The following is a 23,729-nucleotide window of genomic DNA, read 5'->3' on the forward strand; positions in this document are numbered from 1 at the left end:
CAGCAGGCTGTTTTTCAACAGCCTGCTGGGTTCCGGGTCCCGTTCCGGCAGCGCCGCGGCGGAGTGCCGAAGGACGGCCGACGCCGGCAGGGAGCCTACCGGCGGCGCCGCTGCGCCGGTCGTCAGGACGCAGCCGCCGCGGCAACCCCTGGTTCAGCGCGCGCTTTCCAGCGCGGCGATGCGCTCGGTCAGCGGCGGATGGCTCATGAACAGGCGCTTCAGGCCGGCCGCCATGTGGCCGCTGATGCCGAACGCCTGGACTTCCTGGGGCAGGGTCGACTCGCCCTGATTGCCGCCCAGCCGGCGCAACGCCGCGACCATCTTCTCGCGGCCGGCTAGGCGGGCGCCGCCGGCGTCGGCGCGGAACTCGCGATGCCGCGAGAACCACATGGCGATGATCGAGGCCAGGATGCCGAGCAGGACCTGGGCGATCACCACGGTGATCCAGTAGCCCATGCCGGGACCACGGTCGTTCTTGAACACGACCTGGTCGACGATCCGGCCGATCACCCGCGACAGCACGATCACGAAGGTGTTCAGGACGCCCTGCAGCAGGGCCATGGTCACCATGTCGCCATTGGCGACGTGGGCGACCTCGTGGCCCAGCACCGCCTCGACCTCGTCGCGCTCCATCTGCCGCAGCAGACCGGTGCTGACCGCGACCAGGGCGTTGTTGCGGTTCATGCCGGTGGCGAAGGCGTTCATTTCCGGGGCGTCGTAGATCGCGACCTCGGGCACGCCGATGCCGGCGTCCTTCGCCTGCCGGTGCACGGTGGCGACCAGCCAGCGCTCCGCCTCGTTGGCCGGACGCTGCGGATCGATGACCTGCGCCCCGGTGGCGCGCTTGGCGACGAACTTCGACATCGCCAGCGAGATGAAGGAGCCGGTGAAGCCGAGCAGCGCGGCGAACACCAGCAGCGAGGTGAAGTCCTGGCCGGTCGAGGCCAGGTACATGTCCAGGCCCAGCAGCTTCATCACTACCGACAGCACCAGCAGGACGGCGATGTTGGTGGCGGCGAACAGGGCGATCCGCTTGAGCATGGGACACTCCGGGTGGCAGGGTTTCAGGGGATTATAGGTGGGGCGCGTGTGCCCGCCGTTCAAGTCCGATGACCGTTCAGCATCCCGAAATCGTGCAGCCGTCCTACCGGGGCCGTTTCGCGCCCTCCCCCACAGGCGCCCTGCACCTGGGCTCATTGCTGGCGGCGGTGGCGAGCTGGCTGCGTGCGCGCAGCCAGGGCGGCGCCTGGCTGGTCCGGATCGAGGACATCGATCCCCCCCGCGAACGGCCCGGCGCCAGCGCCGGCATCCTGGCGACCCTGGCGGACTTCGGGCTGGCCAGCGACGAACCGGTGCTGTTCCAGTCGACCCGCGCGGCGGCCTACCAGGCCGCCCTCGATGCCCTGGTCGCGTCCGGCCAGGCCTTCCCGTGCCACTGCTCGCGCCAGGACGTGCGGGCGCGGGGCGGGCACCACGGCCCCTGTGCGCCCGATGCCGGCAGCAAGTCGGCGCCGGCCTGGCGCCTGCGGGTCCCTGCCGGGACGATCGGCTTCGAGGATCGCCTGCAGGGTCCGCAGTCGCTGGATCCCGCCGCTGGCGAGGGCGACTTCGTGCTCCGCCGCAGCGACGGATTGTGGGCCTACCAGCTCGCCGTGGTGGTCGACGACCACGCCCAGGGCATCACCGAGGTGGTGCGCGGCAGCGACCTGCTGGACTCGACGCCGCGGCAGATCGTCCTGCAGCAGGCCTTGCGCCTGCCGACGCCCGGCTTCCTGCACCTGCCGGTCCTGCTCGACGACGATGGCCGGAAACTGTCCAAACAGCACCTGTCCATGCCGGTGGATGGCGGCGATCCGCTGCCGGCACTGCGCCAGGTGCTGGCCCTGCTCGGCGTGCCGCCAGCGCTGCGGCAGCCGACCGTCCCGCCGGCGCGGCTGCTGGCGGACGCGGTCGGCGGTTTCGAAATCGGCCGGCTACCAGGCGGCGTCTCTCTTCGCAGTGCAGCATGGCGCGCGGTGGCGAACCGCTAGACTTCCCGCTGTTCGTCCCCGACAACTTCCAAGGAGCGCTCCATGACCTCTCGCGTGGCACTGGTGACCGGCGGCACCGGCGGAATCGGCTCGGCAATCTGCGAGCGTTTGGCCAGCCGCGGCCACAAGGTGGTGACCAACTACCGGAACGAGGACAAGGCGCGCGCCTGGCAGCGCGAGATGAAGGAGCGCGGCGTCGACATCGCCATCGTTCCCGGCGACGTGTCGACGGCGCAGCAGGCGGCGGAAATGGTCAAGGCCATCGCCGACCGCGTCGGCGCCATCGACATCCTGGTCAACAACGCCGGCATCACCCGTGACACCACCTTCCACCGGATGACCGCCGAGCAGTGGCAGGAAGTGATCAATACCAACCTCAACTCCTGCTACAACGTGACCCGGCCGGTCATCGACGGCATGCGCGAGCGCAAGTGGGGCCGGATCATCCAGATCGCCTCGATCAACGGCCAGAAGGGACAGTACGGCCAGGCCAACTATGCCGCCGCCAAGGCCGGCATGCACGGTTTCACGATCTCGCTGGCGCAGGAGAACGCCAAGCTGGGCATCACCGTCAACACCGTCTCGCCGGGCTACGTCGCCACCGACATGGTGATGGCGGTACCCGAGGAGGTGCGCGCAAAGATCGTCGCGCAGATCCCGGTCGGGCGCCTGGGCAAGCCCGAGGAGATCGCCTATGCGGTCGACTTCCTGGCCGCCGACGAGGCCGCCTGGATCACCGGCGCCAACCTGTCGATCAACGGCGGCCACTACATGGGCTGGTGATCCCCGTTCCTCCGGGGACCGCGATCGGCGGCGCGCCCGCCGCGCGCGGTCCCCGCGTCTCCACGGGCCTCGCGACGCCGTCGCGCCGTGCACCCCCCGACCCTGCTGCGCCGCCGCAACTGGTGCGCCGCACAAGCCCCTGCTAGGCTGGGGCCATGGCCGACAAGCGCGTCATCAAGAAGTATCCCAACCGGCGTCTCTACGACACCGCGATCTCCAGCTACATCACCCTCGAGGACGTCCGCCAGCTGGTCATGGACGAGGAGGACTTCGAGGTGGTCGACGCCAAGAGCGGCGAGGACCTGACCCGCTCCGTCCTGCTCCAGATCATCTCCGAGCACGAGGACCACGGGCAGCCGATGTTCACCACCAAGCTGCTCACCCAGATGATCCGCTTCTATGGCGATTCCATGCAGGGCTTCATGGGCAGCTACCTGGAGCGCAGCCTGCAGATCTTCATGGATCAGCAACAGCAGTTCCGCGACCAGCTCGGCAACCTGCTGGGCCGCACCCCCTGGTCGATGCTCAACGACCTCGCCGAGCGCAACATGGACCTGTGGAACAACATGCAGCAGGGCATGCTGTCCGCCGCCACCCGTATCCAGAAGGAAGGCACCGGCCAACGGCCCGCCGGCGGCAAGCCGGACAAGCCGGCCAAGCCCTGAGCACCGGCCCCGTCCGGCCGCCCCCGTTCGGGACCGTTTGACGCACCGCCGCAGCCTGCCTACCATCGGCCGCCGTTGCGGGCCCCGCCCGCGCCACGGATGGCATACAGGCCATGGATGACAGACGGATCGCGGTGGTCACCGGCGGCATCGGCGGCCTGGGCACGGAAATCTGCCGGCACCTGGCGCGCGCCGGGCGGCGCGTGATCGCCGCCGACCTGGCGGCCCGGGAGGAGCGCCTGGCGGCCTTCGCTGCGGAAACCGCCGACCTCGGCGAGGCGATCTCGTTCGCGCCCCTGGACGTCACCGATTTCGAGGCCTGCCAGGCGTTCGCGCGCGACATCGAGGCCCGCCACGGCGCCATCGACATCCTGGTCTGCGCCGCGGGCATCACCCGCGACACCACGCTGCGCAAGATGGAGGAGCGGCATTGGCGCGAGCTGATGCGGGTCAACCTCGACGGCGTGTTCAACGCCTGCAGGGCGGTGGTCGAGGGCATGACCGCGCGCGGCTTCGGGCGCATCGTCAACATCTCTTCGGTGAACGGTCAGACCGGCCAGTTCGGGCAAACCAATTACGCCGCCGCCAAGGCCGGTATCCACGGCTTCACCATGGCGATGGCGCGCGAGGTCGCCCGCAAGGGCGTGACCGTCAATTCGGTGGCGCCGGGGTACTGCCGCACCGCCCTGGTCATGGCTGTGCCCGAGGCGGTGCGCGAACAGATCGTCGCGCAGATTCCGGCGGGGCGACTCGGCGAGCCGCGCGAGATCGCCCGCACCGTGGCCTTCCTGAGCGACGACGACGCCGGCTACATCACCGGCGCCCTGGTGCCGGTCAACGGCGGCTATTTCATGAGCTTCTGAGGCTGTCGACCGCCGCCGCACCGACGGGGGCGCAGGTCCGCTGCCCCCGCCAGCCGGCCGCAGCTGCCGGGTTCAGCCGCCGCGCGCCGCCAGCCAGTCGTGGATCGCCTGCGGCACCTCGCGCTGGGCGCGGCCCGACACGTAGATGCCGATGTGGCCGCCGCGGAAGGCCAGCTCGCTGTAGTCCTCGGTGCCGACGATGCCGCCAAGCGGCCGCGAGGCGTCCGGCGGCACCAGGTGGTCCTGCTCGGCGAAGATGTTCAGCACCGGCATGGTGATGTTGATCGGATCGACCGCCCGGCCGCCGATCTCAAGGCCGCCGTTGATCAGCTTGTTGCCCTGGTAGAAGTCCTTGATGAACTGGCGGTAGGCCTCGCCGGCCAGGTCCGGCGAATCGAAGATCCACTTCTCCATGCGCAGGAAGTTCTCCAGCTCGGCCTTGTCGTCGAGGATGTCGACCAGGCCCACGTACTTCTGGAAGTTCAGGCGGTACGGCTTGAGCATGAGATAACAGAAGTTCATCAGGTCGGCCGGGACGTTGCCGACCGCGTCGACGAACAGGTCGACGTCCATGCCGCGCGCCCAGTGGCCCAGCATGTTGTCGGGCGTGTGGAAGTCGACCGGCGTGACCATGGTGATCAGGTTGCGCACCTTCTCCGGGTGCAGGGCGCTGTAGCACACCGAGAACGCGCCGCCCTGGCAGATGCCCAGCAGGTTGATCGCGTCCAGGCCGTGGCGGTCGGCGACCGCCTGCACGCAGCGGTCGATGTAGCCGTTGATGTAGTCGTCCAGGGTCAGCCAGCGGTCGGAACGGTCCGGATAGCCCCAGTCGATCAGGTAGACGTCCTCGCCGCGCGCCAGCAGGTTGCGCACCAGGGAACGGTCCTCCTGCAGGTCGACCATGTAGGGCCGGTTGACCAGCGCATAGACGATCAGGATCGGCACCTTGGCGGTCGGCGGCTGGTCGCCCTTGAACCGGTACAGGACCAGCTTGTCCTCGCGGTAGACCTCCTCCTTGGGCGTGCAGCCGAAGTCGACGTCGTCGACCTCGCGCAGGGTCGACAGGCCCGCGGCCAGGTGCTGGTTGAAGCGCATCGCTTCCTCGACCAGGGCCTGCGGTCCGAACTTGAGTGCTCCGATCATGGCTCAGCGGCTCCTGCGCGGGCTGCGGGCAGTGGAACGCACCACCGGGGTCTCGGCGCCGCGGGCACGGGTGGCGCGCGCCGCCTTGCTCTTGCTGCGGGCCTTGCCGGCCTTGGCCGGCGTGCCGGCGGCTGGCTTGGCGGCGGCGGCCGGCTTGGTGGCCGGCTTGGCGGCGGCATCATCCGTGCCGCCCTTCCCTGCCGGACCGGCCGAGGATCCGCCACGGCGCAACGCATCGATTTCGGCACGCAGCCGGCGCAGCTCGCGCCGGTGCTCATGCAGCTGGCGCGCCATGGAGTCGACCTCGGTGCGACCGGGCAGGCCTAACTGCGCGCCCAGCCGCTCGATCTCGGCGTTGATGCCGGACCGCACCCGCATCTGCGCATCGACAAGGGCGCCGCTGGCTTCGCGGTAGTCCGGACCCAGGGCCACCTCGGCGAAGGCCTCCTCGGCGGCATCGATCCACAGGTCGTAGAGCGCGCGTACGGTCTCGATCTGCCGACCCGGCTGCTCGCGTTCGGCCAGCTTGGCCTCGAACCGGTCGAGGGCGCCGCCGGTCGCCTTCAGCATCACCTCGCGGAAACGCACGGCGGCGGCCTGGTAGTCCAGCCAGGCCCGCGCCAGCGCCTGGCCGCGCTCGACGTGCTCGCGCTGCGGGCCGAACGCCGGCAGCGACAGCAGGCCGCCGAGATCGCCACTGACCGCCTGCATCGGGCCGCTGGCCAGGGAGCGCACCAGCTGCTCGACCTGGCCGGCATCGAAGCCACCGAACCAGTGCGGCTGGCCGAGGCCGGCCAGGGCGCCGGCGCCGAAGCGCTCGTGCACGCGGCGCATCTCGGCGACGAAGGCCTGCGGATCGATGCCGCCGCCAGGCGCCTGCATGGCACCGGCATTCATCAATCCCTGCAGCAGGCCCAGGTAGTGCTTGCCGTGCGCCATCATCTGCTCGAACAGGGCATTCTGGTCGCGACCGGCGAAACCGCCGGGGAAGCCGCCCGGCATGGCGCCGGCCATGCCCCCGGACTGCGCGATCAGGGCGCGGCGCCAGGCCTCCAGCCCGTCCGCCCAGGGCGACCCGGGGCTGGCCGGGGGCCGCGCCGGCTCCATCACCTGGCCGGCCAGTCCGCGCCAGCCTTCCCAGTACTGCTGCTGCAGCTTGGCCATCTGGCCGAGCCAGTCGCCCTGATCGCTCATCGGTCGATATCCTCGCATCTGCGGATGACGGTCATGCTAACGCGGATGGCCTGTGCCCGGTCGCGCCGCGGCGCTGCGGAAGGCAGCCGCCCGCCCGGGCATTGCGCCGTGGCGCCCGCAGGCGGGAGCGGCGCGCGACACGCTCAGCCGATCCGGTCCAGGCCGCCCATCCAGGGCCGCAGCGCTTCGGGAATGTGGATCGAGCCGTCGGCCTGCTGGTGGTTCTCCATTACCGCGATCAGCGCGCGGCCGACTGCCACGCCGGAGCCGTTGAGGGTGTGCACCGGCTCCGGCTTGCCGGTCGCCGGGTTGCGCCAGCGCGCCTGCATGCGGCGCGCCTGGAAACCCTCGCAGTTCGAGCACGAGCTGATCTCGCGGTAGCTGTCCTGGGAGGGCAGCCAGACCTCCAGGTCGTAGGTGCGCGCCGCCGAGAAGCCCATGTCGCCGGCGCACAGCAGCATGCGGCGGTAGGGCAGCTCCAGACGCTCGAGCACGGCCTCGGCGCAGGCGGTCATGCGCTCGAGTTCGGCATCGCTGTCCTGCGCCGCCACCACACTTACCAGCTCGACCTTCTCGAACTGGTGCTGGCGGATCATGCCGCGGGTGTCGCGTCCGTAGGAGCCCGCCTCGGAGCGGAAGCACAGCGAGTGCGCGGCCATGCGCAGCGGCAGCGCCTCGGCGTCCAGCAGCTCGCCGCGCATCAGGTTGGTGAGCGGCACCTCGGCGGTCGGGATCAGGTAGCGGGTCGGCTCACCGCGGGTGGCAAACAGGTCCTCCTCGAACTTCGGCAACTGGCCGGTGCCATGCATGCTGTCGGCGTTGACCAGCAGCGGCACGTTGCACTCCAGGTAGCCGTGCTCGGTAGTGTGCAGGTCCAGCATGAACTGCGCCAGGGCCCGGTGCAGGCGGGCGAGCTGGCCGCGCAGTACGGTGAAGCGGGCGCCGGACAGGCGCGCGGCGGCATCGCCGTCGAGCCAGCCGTCGCGGGCGCCCAGCTCGACATGGTCGCGAACCGGAAAATCGAAGCGCCGGGGCTCACCGACGCGCCGGACCTCGACGTTGCCGGCCTCGTCGCGGCCGTCCGGCACGCCCGCCTGCGGCAGGTTGGGCAAGCCGGCCAGCAGTGCCGACAGCTGCTCCTGGATGCCCGCCAGGGCGGCCTCCGAGGCCTTCAGCTGCTCGCCCAGGCCGGCCACCTCGGCCAGGATCGGCGCGGCATCCTCGCCGCGCGCCTTGGCCTGGCCGACCGCCTTCGACAGGCTGTTGCGCCGTGCCTGCAGCCCCTCGGCCTCGACCTGCAGGCGCTTGCGCTCGGACTCCAGGCGCTCGAACTCGGCGCGGGGAAAGGCGAATCCGCGTCGCGCCAGGGCCGCGGTGACGGCATCGGGCTGGCCGCGCAGGAGGACGGGATCGAGCATGTTGCTGGGCCTTGACACTTGGGGTCGGCGATTATCCCGGGCGCTCGGGGGGTGGCGCAAACCGCTGGCGCACGTGGGCCGCCAGCGCCAGCGTGGAGGCGTCGAGGCCGTCGCCGGGATCGCCGCCGGCCAGCACCGGCAGCAGACGCGCGGCCAGCGTCTTGCCCAGCTCCACACCCCACTGGTCGAACGGGTTGACGCCGCACAGCAGCGCATACACGAAGGTCTTGTGCTCGTACAGCGCGAGCAGCGCACCCAGGGCCTCGGGGGTCAGGCGATCCAGCAGCAGCGTGTTGGAGGGCCGGTCGCCGGGGAAGCTGGTCTGCGCAGCCAGCATCTCGCGGCGCGCCGGATCGGTCTCGCCCGCCAGCAGCGCATGGGCGGCCGCCCGGTCCCGCCCGGCCATCAGCGCGGCGCCCTGCGCCAGCAGGTTTGCGAGCAGCGCCTGGTGGTTGCCATGCAGGTCGTGGTCCGGCCGCACCACGCCGACGAAATCGACGGGCACCACGTCGGTACCCTGGTGCAGCGCCTGGAAATAGGCGTGCTGGGCATTGGCGCCGACGCTGCCCCAGATCACCGGCACGGTGGGCAGCGCGACCGGCTCGCCCTGTGCGGTCACCCGCTTGCCGTTGGACTCCATCTCCAGCTGCTGAAGCCAGCCCGGCAGGGCGGCCAGGCGATCGTCGTAGGGGACGACGCACAGGCTGCCACGGCCCAGCCAGACCCGGTTCCACCAGGCCAGCAGGGCCAGCCGCACCGGCAGATTGTCGGCAAGCGGCGCATCGCGGAAGTGGCGGTCGACCTGCGCCGCGCCGGCGAGCAGACCGCGGAAGCCGTCCATGCCCAGCGCCAGCGCCACAGGCAGGCCGGCCGCCGACCACAGCGAGAAGCGACCGCCCACGTAGTCCCACATCGGCAGCACTTGCCCGGCGGGCACGCCGAACGCCTGCGCGGCCTCGACATTGGCGCTCACCGCGAACAGGCGCGTGGCGGCGTCTTCCCGGCCCAGGGCGGCAACCAGCCAGTCGCGCAGCACACGACCGTTGAGCAGAGTCTCCTGGGTACCAAAGCTCTTGGACACCAGGATGACCACGGTGCTCGCCGGATCGAGCGTCGCGCAGGTCCGGGCGACGCGCTCGCCATCGACATTGGCCAGGAAGTGCACGCGCGGGCCCTGATGACACCCGCCCAGCGCCTCGCAGGCCAGCCGGGGACCCAGCTCCGAACCGCCGATGCCGACGCTGACCACATCGGTGACCGCAGGCAGCGCCTGTTCCGGCAACGCCTGGCGCAGCCTGGCCACCAGCTCGGCCATCCGTGCCAGGGTCGCGGCGATCGCCTCGCTCTCTGCGCGCAGGACGGCGGGCACCTCGCCGGTCGGCGTACGCAGCAGCGCGTGCAAGGCCGCCCTGCCCTCGCTGACGTTGACCCGGCCGCCGGCCAGCATCGCGTCGCGGGCCGCCTCGACGCCGAGACGCCGGGCGTGGTCGAGCAGCGCCTGCCAGGCACCGGCATCGATCGGCTGCTTGGCGCAGTCGACGAGCACAGGGCCGATGCTGCCGGTCAGCCAGCCGGTCCGCCCAGGCTCGCGACGAAACAGCTCGAGCAGGGACACGCCGGCCAGGCGCGCGGCATGGCTTGCCAGCTGATCGATCTCGGTATCGATGCTCGTGCTCATCCGCGCAGCCGCACTGCCTTCCGGAACGCCGGCGGCAAGGTTAGCAGGCCCGTGCTAAGCAGCTTGAACGCGGTCGTTCCATGGGGACGCGAGGCAAGGCTGTCGAAATCGCATGGTGGTGCGGACCGTCGGACGGTGCAGGCGTTGGCGCCACCTTGTCGATCCGGCCAATGGGAGCAGACCGCACCGCGCCGCGGCGGGGAGATGGGCGGCCGCAGCAGCGGCCTCATGCGTGTCCGGGCTAGCGATCGACCGCGATCCGGGCCAGATGCACACGCGGCTGGCCATCGGCGATGCCGGTCCAGGCCAGCAGTGCGCCGCCCTCGACCGCCGCCATGCGCGGGAAGCCGTGGGCAGCGGCCACCGGCATCCCGGTGACGTCGACCTGCGCCAGCGACCGCCCCCGTTCGTCGAGCAGCTCGACCCGCAGCACGGCACCTGCGCCCTCGAGCCGATAGTGGCTGAGCAGGAAACGCCGGCCTGGCAAGGCTACGAGGTCGACGCGGCCTAGGCTGTCGCCCTGTGCGATGACCACCGCCGCGTGCCAGCGCCGACCCGCATCGCCGCTGGTGCGGACCTGGACCCGGCCCGGGCCGTCGGCCTCGTCGTAGGCGGCGGCCGCCACCGACCGGCCGTGCGCCGCGATCGCTGGGCCGTTCACGGGGCAACCGGCGATCCGCCAGCCGGTGGCGAACAACGGCTCGGCCGCCTGCCACCGCCCGGCGTGGAAGCGCTTCAGCACGACGTCCCGGATCTCCTCCGGACCGCGGTCGCGGTAGACCACCAGCAGATCCTCGCCGATGGCCACCGCGTCGGTCTGGCAGCAGTCGCACACGCGCTCGTCGAGCAAGGTGCTGGCGGGGGCACCCTGGGCGTCGACCCGGGCGGTGCGCAGGGTCATCGCGCCGCCGCTGGCGTCGCTGCGGCCGTGCACGTCGTCGCCATGACCGGCATGGCCGCCCTGGGTCTCCCGACCATCCAGCCAGACCGCCTGCGCGCCGCCGTCCGGGCGTGCCGCCCAGGCCACGAAGCCATGCTCGGTCGCGCTGTCGTCGTCATGCAGCCGGCCCAGCGACCGCCAGCTCCGACCCTGGTCGGTGGAGGCGGCGAAACGGATCTCGTAGGCGTAACGGGCCGGGCCGTTGCGCTCCAGCCAGTGCGCCAGCCAGGTGCCGTCCGCCAGCGCCACCGCCGAAGGGAAGTCCGCCCAGTTCACGAACCAGCCTCGGCCCCGGGCCACCTCGCCCTCGTCGAGCATTCCGCCGCGCGCATCCAGGCGCGCATGACGCAGCGCGGTGACGCCGCCCGGCAGGCGCGCCTGCCAGGTGAGCAGGGCCCCGTCGGGCAGGGCTGCGAGCGCGGGTTCGCCGGCCGCTCCATCGATGGCCATGTCGACCGCCAGCACGCGCAGCGCCGGCCCCGCTGCTGGACCCGAGGCCGGCGGCACCGCCAGAATCATGCCGATGAGCAGCCGCTTCCAATCCAACATCTGCGTACTCCTGATGCTCGTCGCGCCGGCGCTGACGCGCGCGGACAGTCTGCCGCAATCGCCGGCGGCGTATCTGGCACGCATGGATCTGGACGGCAACGGCGTCGTCGATCTCGCCGAATACCGGGACTACATGAGCCGGGGCTTCCGGCGCATGGACCGCAATGGCGACGGCATCCTGGAGGACGATGAACTGCCCGTGCCTGATGCCCGGGTGGTCCGCCTGCAAGTCCTCCTGGACGCCCTGGAGCACAGTTTCAGGCGCCTGGACCGCAACGGCGACGGGGTCCTCGACGCCAGGGAGCTGGCGTCGCCGCCCTGACCCGGCGGGTGGCGCACCGGTGACACCGGCAGGCCGCGCGTCGGATCGATCAGGCCGCTGCGCTCAGGATGCCGGCGCGGTAGCTGGCCATGGCGGCGTGGCCACGCGCGGACTCGACCACCGCGAAGCTGCGCTCGAGGTGGTCCATGAATTCGCTCTCGGTACGGGAGCGCTCCAGGCGCATCGCCAGCAGATCGGCGTCCTCGCCCATCATCTGGTGCAGCAGGGCACCGGCGCGATCCCGCAGAACCCGCCAGTCCGGACTTTGGTCGAGTCCGGACTGCAGTGCCGGCGCCGACGCAGGCAGGGCCGCGCCGGGGGCGACCACCGCCGGCGCGACAGAAGTCGCGGGTTGGGCGTCCACCATCGCGACCGGCGCCGGGGCAGCGGCTGCCGGTTCGGCGCGGGTGCGCTCGACCAGCCCATGCTCCAGCAGATGGTCGAGCATGACCTCCAGCTCGGCCTCCTTGCCGGCCCCGAAACGCGCGCGCAGATCACCGACGCTGAGCTCGCCATTGATGGAGATCAGCACGGCGCGCTGGCGGGGATTCAGACCGTGGCTGCGCTTGCTGATCGCATCGCGGCCGAGGTCGGTCTTGGCAAGCACCTGGGTGGTATCGAGCATCTGGAACTCCTCCAGACTGTGTGTTTAGCGGATGCGGACCGGCGCTGGCAAGAGCGAGACCGGCAACGTGCATGAAGTTTGCAAATCGCCGCCGGCTGGAGACCGGATTGTGATGGCGATCACATCATCGTGCCGACCGCCCTGCATCCGCAACAGGCACAAAAAAAGCCCTCGTCAATCGACGAGGGCTGGTTTTTGGGAGTGACGATGTCTGCAATGCGCCCTGCTGGCTGGAGGTCGGCGTTGCGCCTGACCTACAGTGGTTGCAAATCTACCACAGCGTGTGGCGAAAAGTCCAGCGCTGTTAGGAATATCCGACACCTTGCTCCAACTTATTGTTTTTATTGCCCCTCATGATCGCCGAGCGGCAGATTGTCGAGCAACCGGGTGGCGCCCAGCCGGGCTGCGGCGAACACCCGGAATGGCCCGGCACGACCCGGGCCGGGTCGCTCCAGGGCGTCCTCGTCGCGCACCTCCAGGTAGTCGACCTCGAAGCCGGCGTCGGCCAGGGACCGCCGTCCTGCCGCCTCCAGAGGGGCCAGCCCGATGCCCGCCCGCCAGCCTTCGCGCAGGGTCAGCAGCGCCTCCCGCAAGGCCGGCGCGCGGGCACGCTCGCCGGGCGCCAGGTAGCGGTTGCGCGAGCTCATCGCCAGGCCGTCCGGCTCGCGCACCGTGGCGCCGCGTGCGATCGCGATGCCGTAGCCGAGATCGACGGTGAGACGCTCTAGGATGCGCAGCTGCTGGAAGTCCTTCTCGCCGAACACCGCAAGGTCGGGACGCACCTGGTTGTAGAGGCGCGTCACCACGGTCGCGACGCCGTCGAAATGGCCTGGCCGATGCGCGCCGCAGAGCACGCCGGCCAGCGCCGGCACCACCACCTTGTAGGACTGCGCGGGACCTGCGGGATAGATCGCCGCGATGTCGGGCGCATACAGCAGGTCGCAGCCCGCCCCGGCCAGCGCTTCGGCATCGTCTTCCAGGGTGCGCGGATAACGGTCGAAATCCTCTCCGGGCCCGAACTGCGTCGGGTTGACGAACACGCTGGCGACCACGCGCTCGCACAGCTCGCGCGCCCGGGCGACCAGGGCGAGATGGCCGGCGTGCAGGTTGCCCATGGTCGGCACCAGGCCGACGCGCAGCCCCTGCAGACGCCAGGCATCGACGCGCCCGCGCAGCGCCGAGGGCAAGCCCAGGCGTTCCATCAGGCGTCGTCGCGGGCCGGCGGGAAGGTTCCTGCGCGAACGGCCTCGGCGTAAGCCGCAAGCGCCGCCGGAATCGAACCGCCATCGGCCAGGAAATCGCGCGAAAAGGAGGGTCGCGGTCCCGGCGTGATGCCCAGCATGTCGTAGCACACCAGCACCTGGCCGTCGCAGCGCGGACCGGCGCCGATGCCGATGGTCGGAATCGCAAGCTCCGCGGTGATGGTCGCGGCAAGCTCGTCGGGCACGCACTCCAGGACCAGCGCGCTGGCGCCGGCGCTCGCCACCGCATGGGCTTGCTCGAGGATGCGCCGCGCAGCCGCCTGGTCGCGGCCCTGGGTGCGGTAGCCGCCCAGCGCATGCACCGCCTGCGGCGTCAGGCCGAGGTGGGCGCAGACCGGGATGCCGTTGTCGACCATGGCCTCGATCGCCGCAAGGCGCGGACCGGCGCCTTCGATCTTGACCATGCGCGCGCCGCCCTCGGCGAGCAGCCGGCCGCCGCTGCGCACCGCGCTGGCGGCGTCGACATCGCTCAGGAACGGCAGGTCGGCGACCAGCAGGGCGCGCTGCAGACCGCGCGAGACCGCGGCGCAGTGGTAGACCATCGCGTCGAGGGTGACCGGCAGGGTGGTCGAGCGGCCCTGCACGACCATGCCGAGCGAGTCGCCGACCAGCACGAAGTCGACGCCGGCAGCCTCCACGAGGCAGGCGAAACTGTAGTCATAGGCGGTCAGGGCGACGATGCGCTCGCCGCGCGCCTTCATCGCCCGCAAGCCCGGGGCGGTGACCTGGGCGCGCACACGGGGCGGCTTGTCCACGTACATCGGCGCTCCAGGGACGATCAGGCGCGGGCGCGCCAATCTATCGCAGCGGTACCGGCAGCGTCGACCTCCGCCGCACGCGCCGCCACCGTGCCGTGCCCGGTCAGTGCGAGATCCGGCAGCAGCTCGGCCATCGGCAGGAGGACGAACGGCCGGTCGGCGAGGCGCGGGTGCGGCACCTGCAGGCCCGGACGGTCGATCTGCTGGTCGCCGTAGACCAGCAGGTCGAGGTCGAGGCTGCGCGGCCCCCAGCGCGCCCCGCCCCGACGTCGGCCGGCCTCGCGCTCGATCGCCAGCAGGCCGGCAAGCAGGGCGTGGGCGCCGCCCTCGTGGTCGAGGCAAGCCACGGCATTGACGTAGTCGGGCTGGTCCGGGTCGCCCCAGGGCGGGCTGCGGTACAGACGCGAAGCGCGCAGGGCGGCAACACCCGGCCAGTGCGCCAGCCGGTGCAACGCCGCGGCGATCGTCCGGGCGGGCGCGGCGAGGTTGCCGCCGAGGCCGACGACGGCCTGCTGCGCCGGCATTCAGTCGCCGCCGCCGGCGCCGCCCGGGCCGCCACCGCGACGGCGTCCGCCGCGACGGCGGCGGCGCTTGCCCGGGCCGACGTCGCCAGCGCTGACCACCGCCCGTTCGAGGTGGCCATCGAGCGCCGACTCGTCGAGCGCCTGGGTCTGCCGCCACCACTCGACCAGTTCCACCAGGTCGGGCTCGATCGCCGCGCGCAGCACCAGGAAATCCCAGGCAGCGCGGAAGCGCGGATGGGCAAGCAGCCGGACCACGCGCCGGCGCGTGCGCTGGGTCAGCCAGCCCTGCAGGGTCCAGATCTCCTGGCTGACCAGGGAAATCCGCCGGGGCACCGCGACGCGCTGGCAGAACGGCATCACCACGGCATCGGCGGCCTGCTGCCAGGCCAGGTTGGCTTCGGTGCCCTTGGCCACCAGCGCGGCGTGGGTGCGCTGCGCCGACGGCCACAGCAGCACGGCCAGCAGGAAGCCGGAGGTCAGCGGCCGGCCCTCGGCGACCCGCTGGTCGGAGCCGCGCAGGGCATCGCGGACGAAGCTCCCGTAGCGGCCGTCGGGGTCGGCGGCCAGCTCGTCGGCGACCTGCGGCATCAAGGCCGGCAGCAGGCCGTGCTCGCGTAGCAGGTCGAAGCTACGCTCGGCATGGCCCATCAGGAACAGCTTGGTGGTCTCGTCGAACAGCCGCGCCGGCGGCACCTCGCCGAGCAGATAGGCGAGCATGGGCAGCGCGCGCGCCATCGACGGCTCCAGCTCGAAACCCAGCTTGGCGGCGAAACGCACCGCGCGCAGCATGCGCACCGGGTCCTCCCGGAAGCGCGCCTCCGGCTCGCCGATCAGGCGCAGCCGGCGCTCGGCGATGTCGGCGACGCCGCCGGCGTCGTCGCGCAGGCTGAAGTCGGCGATGTTGTAGTACAGGGCGTTGATCGTGAAGTCGCGGCGGAAGATGTCCTCCTCCAGCGAGCCGTAGATGTTGTCGCGCAGCAGGCGGCCGTTGTCGAGCTTGCGGTCGCCTTCGTCGCCGGTCCCGCGGAAGGTGGCGACTTCGATGATCTCCTGCCCGAAGTGGATGTGCGCAAGGCGGAAACGGCGCCCGATCAGCCGGCAGTTGCGGAACAGTTGCCGGACCTGGTCGGGACTTGCGTCGGTGGCGACGTCGAAGTCCTTGGGGCGGCCGCCGAGCAGCAGGTCGCGCACCGCGCCGCCGACCAGGTAGGCCTGGAAGCCCGCCTCGTCCAGCCGGTACAGCACGCGCAGCGCGTTGTTGCTGATGTCCTTGCGGGAGATGCCGTGGCGGTCGCGCGGGATCACCACGGCACCCGGCGCCAGCGGCGGCGGTTGCCGGCGCGCGCGGGGAGCCGTCGGGCGATCGCCGCCCTCGCGACCACGCGGTGGCCGCGCATCGCGCCCTTCGCCTCGGCCGCCGCGGCCGCGTGGCGCACCACGTCCCTCGCGCTGCGGCTGCCGCTCGCGGTGGCGCGGCGACGAGGACTGCGGCTGCGCTGCGACCTGCGGCGCGGGCGCTCCGGGCACCCCGGAGAACGCCTTGAACGGGGCAGCCACCAGACGGGCGGCGCGGCGCAGCAGATCGCTCAAGGCCAAGTGACGTGCTCCCTGCAGTCGTTGCGGTCGGTCCATGCCGTCAGCCGGCTGACAGGCGACGGGCGCCGCGGCTGCGGAAGGTCCGCGAGGGCTTGTCCGTCGCGGAGGATCGACTATACTAGCGCCCGGCCGAGCGCCGCCTCAAGCACGCTCCCTTCGTCTAGCGGTCCAGGACACCGCCCTCTCAAGGCGGGAACAGGGGTTCGAGTCCCCTAGGGAGCGCCACTCGGGCGCCGCACCACGGCCATTCCGCGCAGCACCTCCCCGCGCGGTCCGGCGCACCCCCGCGGCGCGCCCGCACCGGCGGACCACGCCCCAGCCGGACGCCAGGACATGCCCTTCGTCGTCACCGAGAACTGCATCAAGTGCAAGCACACCGACTGCGTCGAGGTCTGTCCGGTCGACTGCTTCCATGAGGGCCCGAACTTCCTGGTGATCGATCCGGACGAGTGCATCGACTGCACGCTGTGCGAGCCGGAGTGTCCTGTCAACGCGATCTACCCCGAGGATTCGGTTCCGGCGGGCCAGGAGGCCTTCATCGCCCTCAACGCCGAGCTGTCGCGCGACTGGCCGGTGCTCACCCAGCGCAAGGATCCACCGCCCGACGCCAAGGAGTGGGACGGCAAGCCGGGCAAGCTTTCCCTGCTCGAGCGCTGATCGGCAACCCGCCTCGCAGACCCGGCCCCCACCCCGCGCCTCGTTGCCCCGCAGGCACGGAACATCCCGCCGGCGCGTTGCCGGACCTCGAACAGCCATGACGACCGCCGATCTGGCCGGGCCTGGGCGCTCGCGCGCAAAGCGCGTCGACAGCCCGGAGCCGATGCCCCGGACAGGTCCGCAGGGAGGTGGGGGCGGTCGTCGCGATCCAGGACTCGACCGGGAAGCGGGCTCAGCCCAGGCGCCTGCGCAGCGCGTTGAGCAGGGCGCGGACGGTGTCGGCGTCGCCGGTTCCGCGCACCCGGGTCCCTTCGGCGCCGGCCTCCAGGGTGAGCACGATGTCGCGGGTCACCCGCTCCTCGCGGCGCACCAGGCGCGCCATGCCGGTCGCCCGCCGGCTGCTCTCGACCTGCAACCGGAAGCTGCCCTGGCCGGGATCCCGGTCGAGGATCTCGACCTCCCCGGCCATCCGCTCCAGTGCCAGACCGATGCGCCGGAACGCGCTCTCGGGATGGTCGGCGACCAGCAAGGTGCCGTCGGAAACGGCCGATCGCCCCGGTGCCACGCGACGCGCCGGCCGTTCGGGAATGCGCATGGTCTGGTCGACCAGCGGGCGGTCCAGGCCTTCCGGCACCACCAGCGGTGGCTGGTTGCGCGCGTCCAGGTGCGGGAAATCCCGCTTGGCCGAGGTGCCGCAGGCGGCCACCACGAAGGTCGACATCAGGAGCAGGGCGATACGCAGCATCATCAGATTCATCCTTGGTCGGCCGCGCCGGCAGCCATCGCGCCGAGCGCTTCGAGCACGGCGCGGGCGGCGGCCTGCAGGGGCGGCGACAACGGTGTCAGGGGCAGGCGCGGATCGGGGCCGCACAGGCCCAGGTGGTGCAGCATCCACTTGGCCGGAATGGGGTTCGGTTCGCGCCCGAGCATGTCGTACAGCGACTGCAGGCGATCGTCGATCGCCAGCGCCTCCGGGCGCCGGCCGCCGGCGGCATGATCGCACATCTGCGCGAACGGGCCGGGCACGATGTTCGCGGCCACCGAGACCACGCCCCGGGCGCCGGCGAGCAGCGCCGCGCAGGCGGTGCCGTCGTCGCCGCTCAGGACATCGAATGCCGGACCCTGCAGGTCGAGCAGCGCGCGCATCCGCGCCGGTTCGGCGACCGCCTCCTTGATGCCGACGATCGCCGGATGGTCGCACAGCCGGGCCACGGTCTCCGGCTGCAGGTCGCAAGCGGTGCGCGAGGGCACGTTGTAGAGCACCACCGGCAGCGTGCCGCTGTCGGCCACCGCACTGAAGTGCCGGTAGAGGCCTTCCTGGGTGGGCCTTACGTAGGCGGGCGTCACCACCAGGGCGGCGTCGACGCCGGCATCGCGAGCAATCCGGCACAGCGCCAGGGTGCGCGCGGTCGCCGGCGCGCCGCAACCGGCCAGCACCGGCAGGCGCCCGGCGCAGCGCTGCACAGCCAGTGCCAGCACCCGCGCGTACTCGGCGTCGTCGAGCAGGTTGGCCTCGCCGGTCGAGCCGGCCACCACCAGGCCGTGGCTGCCGGCCGCGAGGTGCAGGTCGAGCAGGCGCAGCAGGGCCGGCTCGTCGATCGAGCCATCCGTCGAAAACGGGGTGACCAGGGCGCAGATGCTGCCGCGGAGCGTCAAGTCGGGAATCCTGCCGGAAGCGCGAGGCATGTTACTTGCGGGCCGGAAGGGGTGACAAGTATGCTCGCTGCCGGGAGTTTTGCGGCGCACGAAAGCGCCGCCACGGCAGGAAACCGGCCTTGAAAGAGCAGCCCAAGCGCAGCCGACCGAACGAGAACTACCTGCTGATCAACGCCTTTGCCCCGCGCGAGGAGTCGCCGCTGGTGCAGCTGGCCCGCCGGATCGCCGAGTCCGGCTGCAACCTGGTCGAGTCGCGCCTGGCCACGCTGGGCCAGGAGGTCAGCATCCAGGCGTTGTGCCAGGGCGCCTGGGACGCCGTCGCCAAGCTGGAATCGGCGATGGCGCGCATGGAACGCGACGGCGGTGTGCGCCTGGTCTACTTCCGAACCTCGGTGCGCGAGGCCCAGGGCAATGCCCTGCCCTACGTGGTCGAGGTCACCGCCGCCGACAAGCCCGGCGTGCTCTACCAGCTCGCCGAGTTCTTCGAGCACCACGGCATCAGCATCGAGGCGATGACCTGCAGCCGCTACAGGGCGGTGCAGACCGGCGCCGAGGTGTTCTCCGCGCAGTTCACCGTCGGCATTCCGGTCGACACCCACATCGCCGCGCTGCGCGACGATTTCCTGGAGTTCTGCGATGGCCTGAATCTGGACGCCATCCTCGACCCCATGAAGTTCTGACCATGCAACCCGGCGACCCGCTGCCCGACCTGCGCCTGGCGACCACCGCCGACCCGGCCCTGCGCCTGCCATCTCTGGCCGGCGCCGTGGCGGTGATCTACTTCTATCCCAAGGACGCCACGCCCGGCTGTACCACCGAAGCGCGCGACTTCGCCGCGCTGCACCCGGAGTTCCTGGCAGCGGGTGCCCGGGTGATCGGCGTATCCCGGGACAGCCTGGCCAGCCATGCGCGCTTCCGGGAACGCCAGCAGCTTCCCTTCGAACTGGCCAGCGACGCCGACGAGGCGGCCTGCCGGGCGTTCGACGTGATCCACGAGAAGACGCTGTACGGCCGCACCTCGCTGGGCGTGGTGCGCAGCACTTTCCTGTTCGGCCGCGACGGTCGCCTGGTCCGCGCCTGGCGCGGCGTCAAGGTGGCCGGACACGCGCAGGCCGTGCTCGATGCCTGCCGGGAGGCGGCTTGAGCCCGGCGCGCGGTCGCCGAGCCCCGTCGACCCGGCGCACCCGCCGCCGGACACCGGTCCTTCCCCCGCCGTATCGGAACCCTCCCCCGACATGACCGCGAGCAAGCGCACCTACGTGCTGGACACCAATGTCCTGATGCACGACCCCACCTCGCTGTTCCGGTTCGAGGAACACGACATCCTGCTGCCGATGATCGTCCTCGAGGAGCTGGACGCCGCCAAGAAGGGCGTCTCGGAAGTCGCACGCAACGTCCGCCAGGTCAGCCGCTTCCTGAACGAGCTGATCCAGGCGCATGGCACCGGTCCGCTGGAGGACGGCCTGCCCCTGCTGCGGCCGCAGGACCTGCGCCTGAACGTCGGCAGCCAGCACGGCCGGCTGTACTTCCAGACCGCGCCGGGCAACGGCAACGGCCCGAAGGGCGGCGCCGACAACCAGATCATCGCCGCGGTTCTGGCGCTGCGCGAGCGCGCGCCCGACCGGCGCGTGGTGCTGGTGTCCAAGGACATCAACCTGCGCATCAAGGCGAGCATCTACGGGATCGCCGCCGAGGACTACGAGAACGACCGTGCGCTCGACGACTTCAACCTGCTGTTCACCGGCATGGTGCGCCTCGGCGAGGACTTCTGGGACCGCCACCCCGAAGTGCGTTCCTGGACGGAGCGCGGGCGCACCTACTACGAGATCGAGCTGGCCGGCGACGAGGACTGGCAACCCCAGCAGTTCCTGCACTTCGACGGCGAGGACGAGGTCGAGCTTCGCGTGCTCGACCGCCAGGGCGACCGCGCCCTGCTGCAGATCCTCGACGACTTCCGGCAGGGCAACCACGCCGTGTGGGGGATCAGCGCGCGCAACCGCGAGCAGAACTTCGCGCTCAACGCCCTGATGGACCCCGATGTCGATTTCGTGACCCTGCTGGGCACCGCTGGCACCGGCAAGACCCTGCTGGCGCTGGCCGCGGGCCTGGCGCAGACCATGGACCAGCAGCGCTTCCGCGAGATCATCATGACCCGCGCGACGGTCAGCGTCGGCGAGGACATCGGCTTCCTGCCCGGTACCGAGGAGGAGAAGATGACCCCCTGGATGGGCGCCCTGACGGACAACCTCGAGGTGCTCACCAACCCCCAGGAAGGCGGTTCATGGGCGCGCCAGGCGACCAACGACCTGCTCGCCTCGCGGATCAAGATCCGCTCGATGAACTTCATGCGCGGGCGTACCTTCCTGAACCGCTACGTGATCATCGACGAAGCGCAGAATCTTTCGCCCAAGCAGATGAAGACCCTGCTCACCCGCGCCGGCCCGGGCACCAAGATGGTCTGCCTGGGCAACGTCGAGCAGATCGACACGCCCTACCTGACCGAGACCACCTCGGGCCTGACCTACGCGGTCGACCGCTTCAAGTCCTGGGCGCACAGCGCCCACGTCACCCTGCGCCGCGGCGAACGCTCGCGGCTCGCCGACTTCGCGTCCGAGGCGCTGTAGCGCCGTCGACGAGGCGCTGGCCGGGCGGCGGGCCGGGGCGGGTGCCGCCCTCCTTCCGCACCGCGGGCGCGCCGTCGCAGGGCGGGCTGAGAGACCACGGCTTCGCCGGGCGGCCCGCCCGGCCGGCAGTCTCCTGACCGCCAACGCAGGACGGCCGCCTTTCGGCGGCCGTCGCTGTGTGCTATTCGGCAGGGCGCCGGGGAGACCGGCTCAGAACTGCGCGGAGAACAGCAGCTCGGCCTCGATCTGCCGCGAGTCGCGGTAGGGGCGCTGGAACGGATCGACCAGGCCCAGGAACGCGGCGGTCGGCGCATAGCTGGCATTGAAGCCCAGGTGGAAGCCGTCCGCCAGTCGGCGCAGGTAGCCGATGCCGTACTGGTGCGGGCTGGCGCCCTCATCCAGCGCGCGGCGCAGCGCCGGCGCCGTGGGCACCGGCTGCTGGCTGGTCGAGTAGCGCAGCGTGAAACTGTCCTGCGCGGTCGGCAGCCAGCGCCACTCGGCGCTGTAGACGTTCAGGTCCCGCCAGCGGAAGCTGGGGCTGGTGGCGTCGCCCAGCAGGGCCAGGAAGCGGTTCGGCAGCGACGGGCTGAGGAACGGCTTCACCCCCGAGTACTGGATCTGGTCGACGCCCAGCGCGACGGCCGTGGTGGTGCCCAGCTTCCAGCTCAGGCGCGTACCGACCTCGGCCGGGATATCGAACCGGCCGGGCTCGGCGTAGACGCCACGGAAGGAATTGAAGGCATCCATGTCGATGCGCGAGCGGTAGCTGAACGCATACCCCAGACGCTCGCCAAGATCGCCGCTGAGGCCCAGTCGCACGCCCTGGCCGAAGGCCGCCTCCGGGCGACCGCCCAGGGGATCGACCAGGCCCGGACCCGCGGCCTGCCGGGCACCGAACGCGCCCATGTCCCAGGATGCGAAGCGCTGGTAGGCGAACACCGCGCCCACCTCGACCTGACCCAGGCGGGTCTGCGCCATCACGCCGGGGCTGACCACATCCTGCTGCAGGGCACCGGGCGTGGTCTCGCTCAGCCGCATCGGGGCGAACGCACCGCTGCTGCGGCCGGTATCGCGCAAGGCGCCGCTGCTGCGTTCCATGCTGACGCCCAGCCGGCCGCCCGGAAGGCGGCTGCTGGCAAGGCGCCCGAAGGCGACGCTGGCAAGGTCGGGAGCGGCCGCCTGCGGGCGGTCGGCCCAGTCGAAGTCGGGTACGATGCGAGCGTGCGCGTACTCGCGCCACGCCTGCAGAACCTGCTCACCGGCCAGTGCCTGGGCCACGGCGGACGACAGCGACCCCTCGGCCGCCGCGGGGGCAGCCAGGAAAAGAGAGCAAGGGAGCGCGAGCGCAAGCCCGACGACTCCCTTGAAGCGCGTTGCTGTTTTTACCGACATACCCCTGGGAATGTCCGCAAGCCGTGTGGTGTGGAGCAGCACTGTGGTGTTCGGGCCACAGCATGGCGAGAACGCAACACCCTGTCAAGCTGGCAGGCGGCAGGAACCGCAGGAAAGGACCCGACGCCGATGTTGCATGAAAACAACAGCCCGGGCCGGACCGTCCCGCCCCTCGTGCTCAGCATCGCCGGCTCGGACAGCGGCGGCGGCGCGGGCATCCAGGCCGATCTGAAGGCATTCATGGCCCTGGGCTGCCATGGACTGAGCGCGATCGCCGCCCTGACCGCCCAGAACACCCGCGGCGTGACCGCCGTGCACCACCCGCCCCTGCCGTTCCTGGCCGCCCAGCTCGAGGCGGTGTTCGACGACTTCCAGATCGCCGCCGTGAAGATCGGCATGCTGGGCACCGCCCCGGTGGTCGAACTGGTCGCCCGGGTGCTTGCCGATCGCGGTGCCGGCAACATCGTGCTGGACCCGGTCCTGGTGGCCTCCTCCGGCGCCCGCCTGAGCGACGATGCGGCCCTGTCGGCCGTGCGCGCGCGCCTGCTGCCGATGGCCGACGTGCTGACCCCGAACCTGCCGGAGGCGCAGGCCCTGCTCGGCACCGCCATCGATTCCGAGGCCGAGGCCGACGCGGCCGCGCAGACGCTGGCTGGCCTGGTCCGCGGCGGCGTCCTGCTCAAGGGCGGGCATGGCGCCGGCGAAGTGCTGGTCGACCGCTACCTGGAGCACGGTCGGCCGATGCGAACCTGGCGCCACGCGCGCCTGCCCCTTGAAGGCCATGGCACCGGCTGCACCCTGGCCGCCGCCGTGGCGGCGCGGCTGGCCCAGGGCGATGCGCCAGGGCAGGCGGTCGACCACGCCATCGTCTTCCTGCAGCGCGCCCTGGACGCCGCCTACCGGCCCGGTCGCGGCCCGGTGCACGTGCTCGACCCGATGGCGGCGGCGCTCGCCGCGCCGGCGGCGGTTCCGCCGGCGGGGCCCGATCCGTCCTGAGCGCGGTGCGACCCTGCCGGCCGCTGCGTCCGACGCCTTTCGAACGGCAAACGC

24 protein-coding genes and 1 tRNA gene are annotated in these 23,729 nt (G+C 71.4%); 11 read left to right on the plus strand and 14 right to left on the minus strand.

The window, feature by feature from the left end:
- Positions 1-153 precede the first annotated feature (153 nt).
- Positions 154-1,041: a protease HtpX gene (gene htpX, locus KF823_15395; protein ID MBX3727292.1), complete on the minus strand. Its 888-nt coding sequence runs from the start codon at positions 1,039-1,041 to the stop codon at positions 154-156.
- 68 nt (positions 1,042-1,109) lie between these two features.
- On the opposite strand from htpX, the gene gluQRS reads away from it, so the two are divergent.
- The 4 genes from gluQRS (at position 1,110) to phbB (ending at position 4,341) form a co-directional block, all read left to right on the plus strand.
- Entirely contained in the window at positions 1,110-2,030 is a 921-nt protein-coding gene (gene gluQRS / locus KF823_15400; protein MBX3727293.1) for a tRNA glutamyl-Q(34) synthetase GluQRS, read from the plus strand.
- 42 nt (positions 2,031-2,072) lie between these two features.
- Positions 2,073-2,813 carry a beta-ketoacyl-ACP reductase gene (locus KF823_15405; protein MBX3727294.1) on the plus strand — a complete coding sequence of 247 codons (741 nt, stop codon included), beginning with the start codon at positions 2,073-2,075 and terminating at the stop codon, positions 2,811-2,813.
- Between the two features lie 155 nt (positions 2,814-2,968).
- Positions 2,969-3,478: a polyhydroxyalkanoate synthesis repressor PhaR gene (gene phaR, locus KF823_15410; protein ID MBX3727295.1), complete on the plus strand. Its 510-nt coding sequence runs from the start codon at positions 2,969-2,971 to the stop codon at positions 3,476-3,478.
- A gap of 113 nt (positions 3,479-3,591) precedes the next feature.
- On the plus strand, positions 3,592-4,341 hold the full coding sequence (gene phbB / locus KF823_15415; protein ID MBX3727296.1) for an acetoacetyl-CoA reductase: 750 nt from the start codon (positions 3,592-3,594) through the stop codon (positions 4,339-4,341).
- Positions 4,342-4,413: 72 nt separating this feature from the next.
- On the opposite strand, the gene KF823_15420 is transcribed toward phbB, so the two are convergent.
- The 5 genes from KF823_15420 to KF823_15440 form a co-directional block, all read right to left on the minus strand.
- On the minus strand, positions 4,414-5,484 hold the full coding sequence (locus KF823_15420) for a class III poly(R)-hydroxyalkanoic acid synthase subunit PhaC (protein MBX3727297.1): 1,071 nt from the start codon (positions 5,482-5,484) through the stop codon (positions 4,414-4,416).
- 3 nt (positions 5,485-5,487) lie between these two features.
- The gene (locus KF823_15425) at positions 5,488-6,678 is read right to left on the minus strand and encodes a hypothetical protein (protein MBX3727298.1); all 1,191 of its coding nucleotides are present in this window, start codon (positions 6,676-6,678) and stop codon (positions 5,488-5,490) included.
- A gap of 143 nt (positions 6,679-6,821) precedes the next feature.
- Entirely contained in the window at positions 6,822-8,096 is a 1,275-nt protein-coding gene (gene serS / locus KF823_15430) for a serine--tRNA ligase (protein MBX3727299.1), read from the minus strand.
- Between the two features lie 31 nt (positions 8,097-8,127).
- A complete protein-coding gene (gene pgi / locus KF823_15435) occupies positions 8,128-9,774 on the minus strand; it encodes a glucose-6-phosphate isomerase (protein ID MBX3727300.1) in 1,647 nt (548 codons plus the stop codon).
- A 241-nt stretch (positions 9,775-10,015) separates the two neighbouring features.
- A complete protein-coding gene (locus tag KF823_15440; GenBank protein ID MBX3727301.1) occupies positions 10,016-11,263 on the minus strand; it encodes a hypothetical protein in 1,248 nt (415 codons plus the stop codon).
- Between the two features lie 13 nt (positions 11,264-11,276).
- On the opposite strand from KF823_15440, the gene KF823_15445 reads away from it, so the two are divergent.
- Positions 11,277-11,585: an EF-hand domain-containing protein gene (locus KF823_15445; GenBank protein ID MBX3727302.1), complete on the plus strand. Its 309-nt coding sequence runs from the start codon at positions 11,277-11,279 to the stop codon at positions 11,583-11,585.
- A 49-nt stretch (positions 11,586-11,634) separates the two neighbouring features.
- Here KF823_15445 and KF823_15450 read toward each other — a convergent pair whose 3' ends face one another.
- From KF823_15450 to pcnB, 5 genes are all read right to left on the minus strand, one after another.
- Positions 11,635-12,210: a MarR family transcriptional regulator gene (locus KF823_15450; protein MBX3727303.1), complete on the minus strand. Its 576-nt coding sequence runs from the start codon at positions 12,208-12,210 to the stop codon at positions 11,635-11,637.
- Between the two features lie 341 nt (positions 12,211-12,551).
- Complete coding sequence (gene panC, locus KF823_15455) at positions 12,552-13,412, minus strand: pantoate--beta-alanine ligase (protein MBX3727304.1); 861 nt, start codon at positions 13,410-13,412, stop codon at positions 12,552-12,554.
- Complete coding sequence (panB, locus tag KF823_15460; GenBank protein ID MBX3727305.1) at positions 13,412-14,233, minus strand: 3-methyl-2-oxobutanoate hydroxymethyltransferase; 822 nt, start codon at positions 14,231-14,233, stop codon at positions 13,412-13,414. The genes panC and panB overlap by 1 nt, the downstream gene beginning before the upstream one ends.
- 17 nt (positions 14,234-14,250) lie before the next feature.
- A complete protein-coding gene (folK, locus tag KF823_15465) occupies positions 14,251-14,754 on the minus strand; it encodes a 2-amino-4-hydroxy-6-hydroxymethyldihydropteridine diphosphokinase (GenBank protein MBX3727306.1) in 504 nt (167 codons plus the stop codon).
- Positions 14,755-16,386, minus strand: a complete 1,632-nt coding sequence (pcnB, locus tag KF823_15470; GenBank protein ID MBX3727307.1) for a polynucleotide adenylyltransferase PcnB — start codon at positions 16,384-16,386, stop codon at positions 14,755-14,757. It abuts the gene before it with no gap.
- A 113-nt stretch (positions 16,387-16,499) separates the two neighbouring features.
- Between pcnB and KF823_15475 the strand changes: the two genes are divergently transcribed.
- Together KF823_15475 and KF823_15480 are read left to right on the plus strand one after the other, a co-directional pair.
- Positions 16,500-16,575 (plus strand) — tRNA-Glu (locus tag KF823_15475).
- Between the two features lie 108 nt (positions 16,576-16,683).
- Entirely contained in the window at positions 16,684-17,007 is a 324-nt protein-coding gene (locus KF823_15480) for a ferredoxin family protein (GenBank protein MBX3727308.1), read from the plus strand.
- 232 nt (positions 17,008-17,239) lie between these two features.
- On the opposite strand, the gene KF823_15485 is transcribed toward KF823_15480, so the two are convergent.
- Both KF823_15485 and dapA read right to left on the minus strand, forming a co-directional pair.
- On the minus strand, positions 17,240-17,755 hold the full coding sequence (locus tag KF823_15485) for a hypothetical protein (GenBank protein MBX3727309.1): 516 nt from the start codon (positions 17,753-17,755) through the stop codon (positions 17,240-17,242).
- Positions 17,756-17,760: 5 nt separating this feature from the next.
- Positions 17,761-18,663 (minus strand): 4-hydroxy-tetrahydrodipicolinate synthase, encoded by a 903-nt coding sequence (gene dapA, locus KF823_15490; GenBank protein ID MBX3727310.1) that lies wholly within the window; start codon positions 18,661-18,663, stop codon positions 17,761-17,763.
- A gap of 119 nt (positions 18,664-18,782) precedes the next feature.
- Between dapA and KF823_15495 the strand changes: the two genes are divergently transcribed.
- The 3 genes from KF823_15495 (at position 18,783) to KF823_15505 (ending at position 21,287) form a co-directional block, all read left to right on the plus strand.
- The gene (locus tag KF823_15495) at positions 18,783-19,343 is read left to right on the plus strand and encodes a glycine cleavage system protein R (GenBank protein ID MBX3727311.1); all 561 of its coding nucleotides are present in this window, start codon (positions 18,783-18,785) and stop codon (positions 19,341-19,343) included.
- Between the two features lie 2 nt (positions 19,344-19,345).
- Entirely contained in the window at positions 19,346-19,807 is a 462-nt protein-coding gene (locus tag KF823_15500; protein MBX3727312.1) for a peroxiredoxin, read from the plus strand.
- Positions 19,808-19,898: 91 nt separating this feature from the next.
- Positions 19,899-21,287 (plus strand): PhoH family protein, encoded by a 1,389-nt coding sequence (locus KF823_15505; protein ID MBX3727313.1) that lies wholly within the window; start codon positions 19,899-19,901, stop codon positions 21,285-21,287.
- Positions 21,288-21,497: 210 nt separating this feature from the next.
- On the opposite strand, the gene KF823_15510 is transcribed toward KF823_15505, so the two are convergent.
- Positions 21,498-22,565, minus strand: a complete 1,068-nt coding sequence (locus KF823_15510) for a hypothetical protein (protein MBX3727314.1) — start codon at positions 22,563-22,565, stop codon at positions 21,498-21,500.
- Positions 22,566-22,808: 243 nt separating this feature from the next.
- On the opposite strand from KF823_15510, the gene thiD reads away from it, so the two are divergent.
- Positions 22,809-23,675: a bifunctional hydroxymethylpyrimidine kinase/phosphomethylpyrimidine kinase gene (gene thiD / locus KF823_15515; protein ID MBX3727315.1), complete on the plus strand. Its 867-nt coding sequence runs from the start codon at positions 22,809-22,811 to the stop codon at positions 23,673-23,675.
- Positions 23,676-23,729: the final 54 nt, after the last annotated feature.

This window comes from Lysobacterales bacterium (assembly GCA_019634735.1).
Classification (GTDB): domain Bacteria; phylum Pseudomonadota; class Gammaproteobacteria; order Xanthomonadales; family UBA2363; genus Pseudofulvimonas.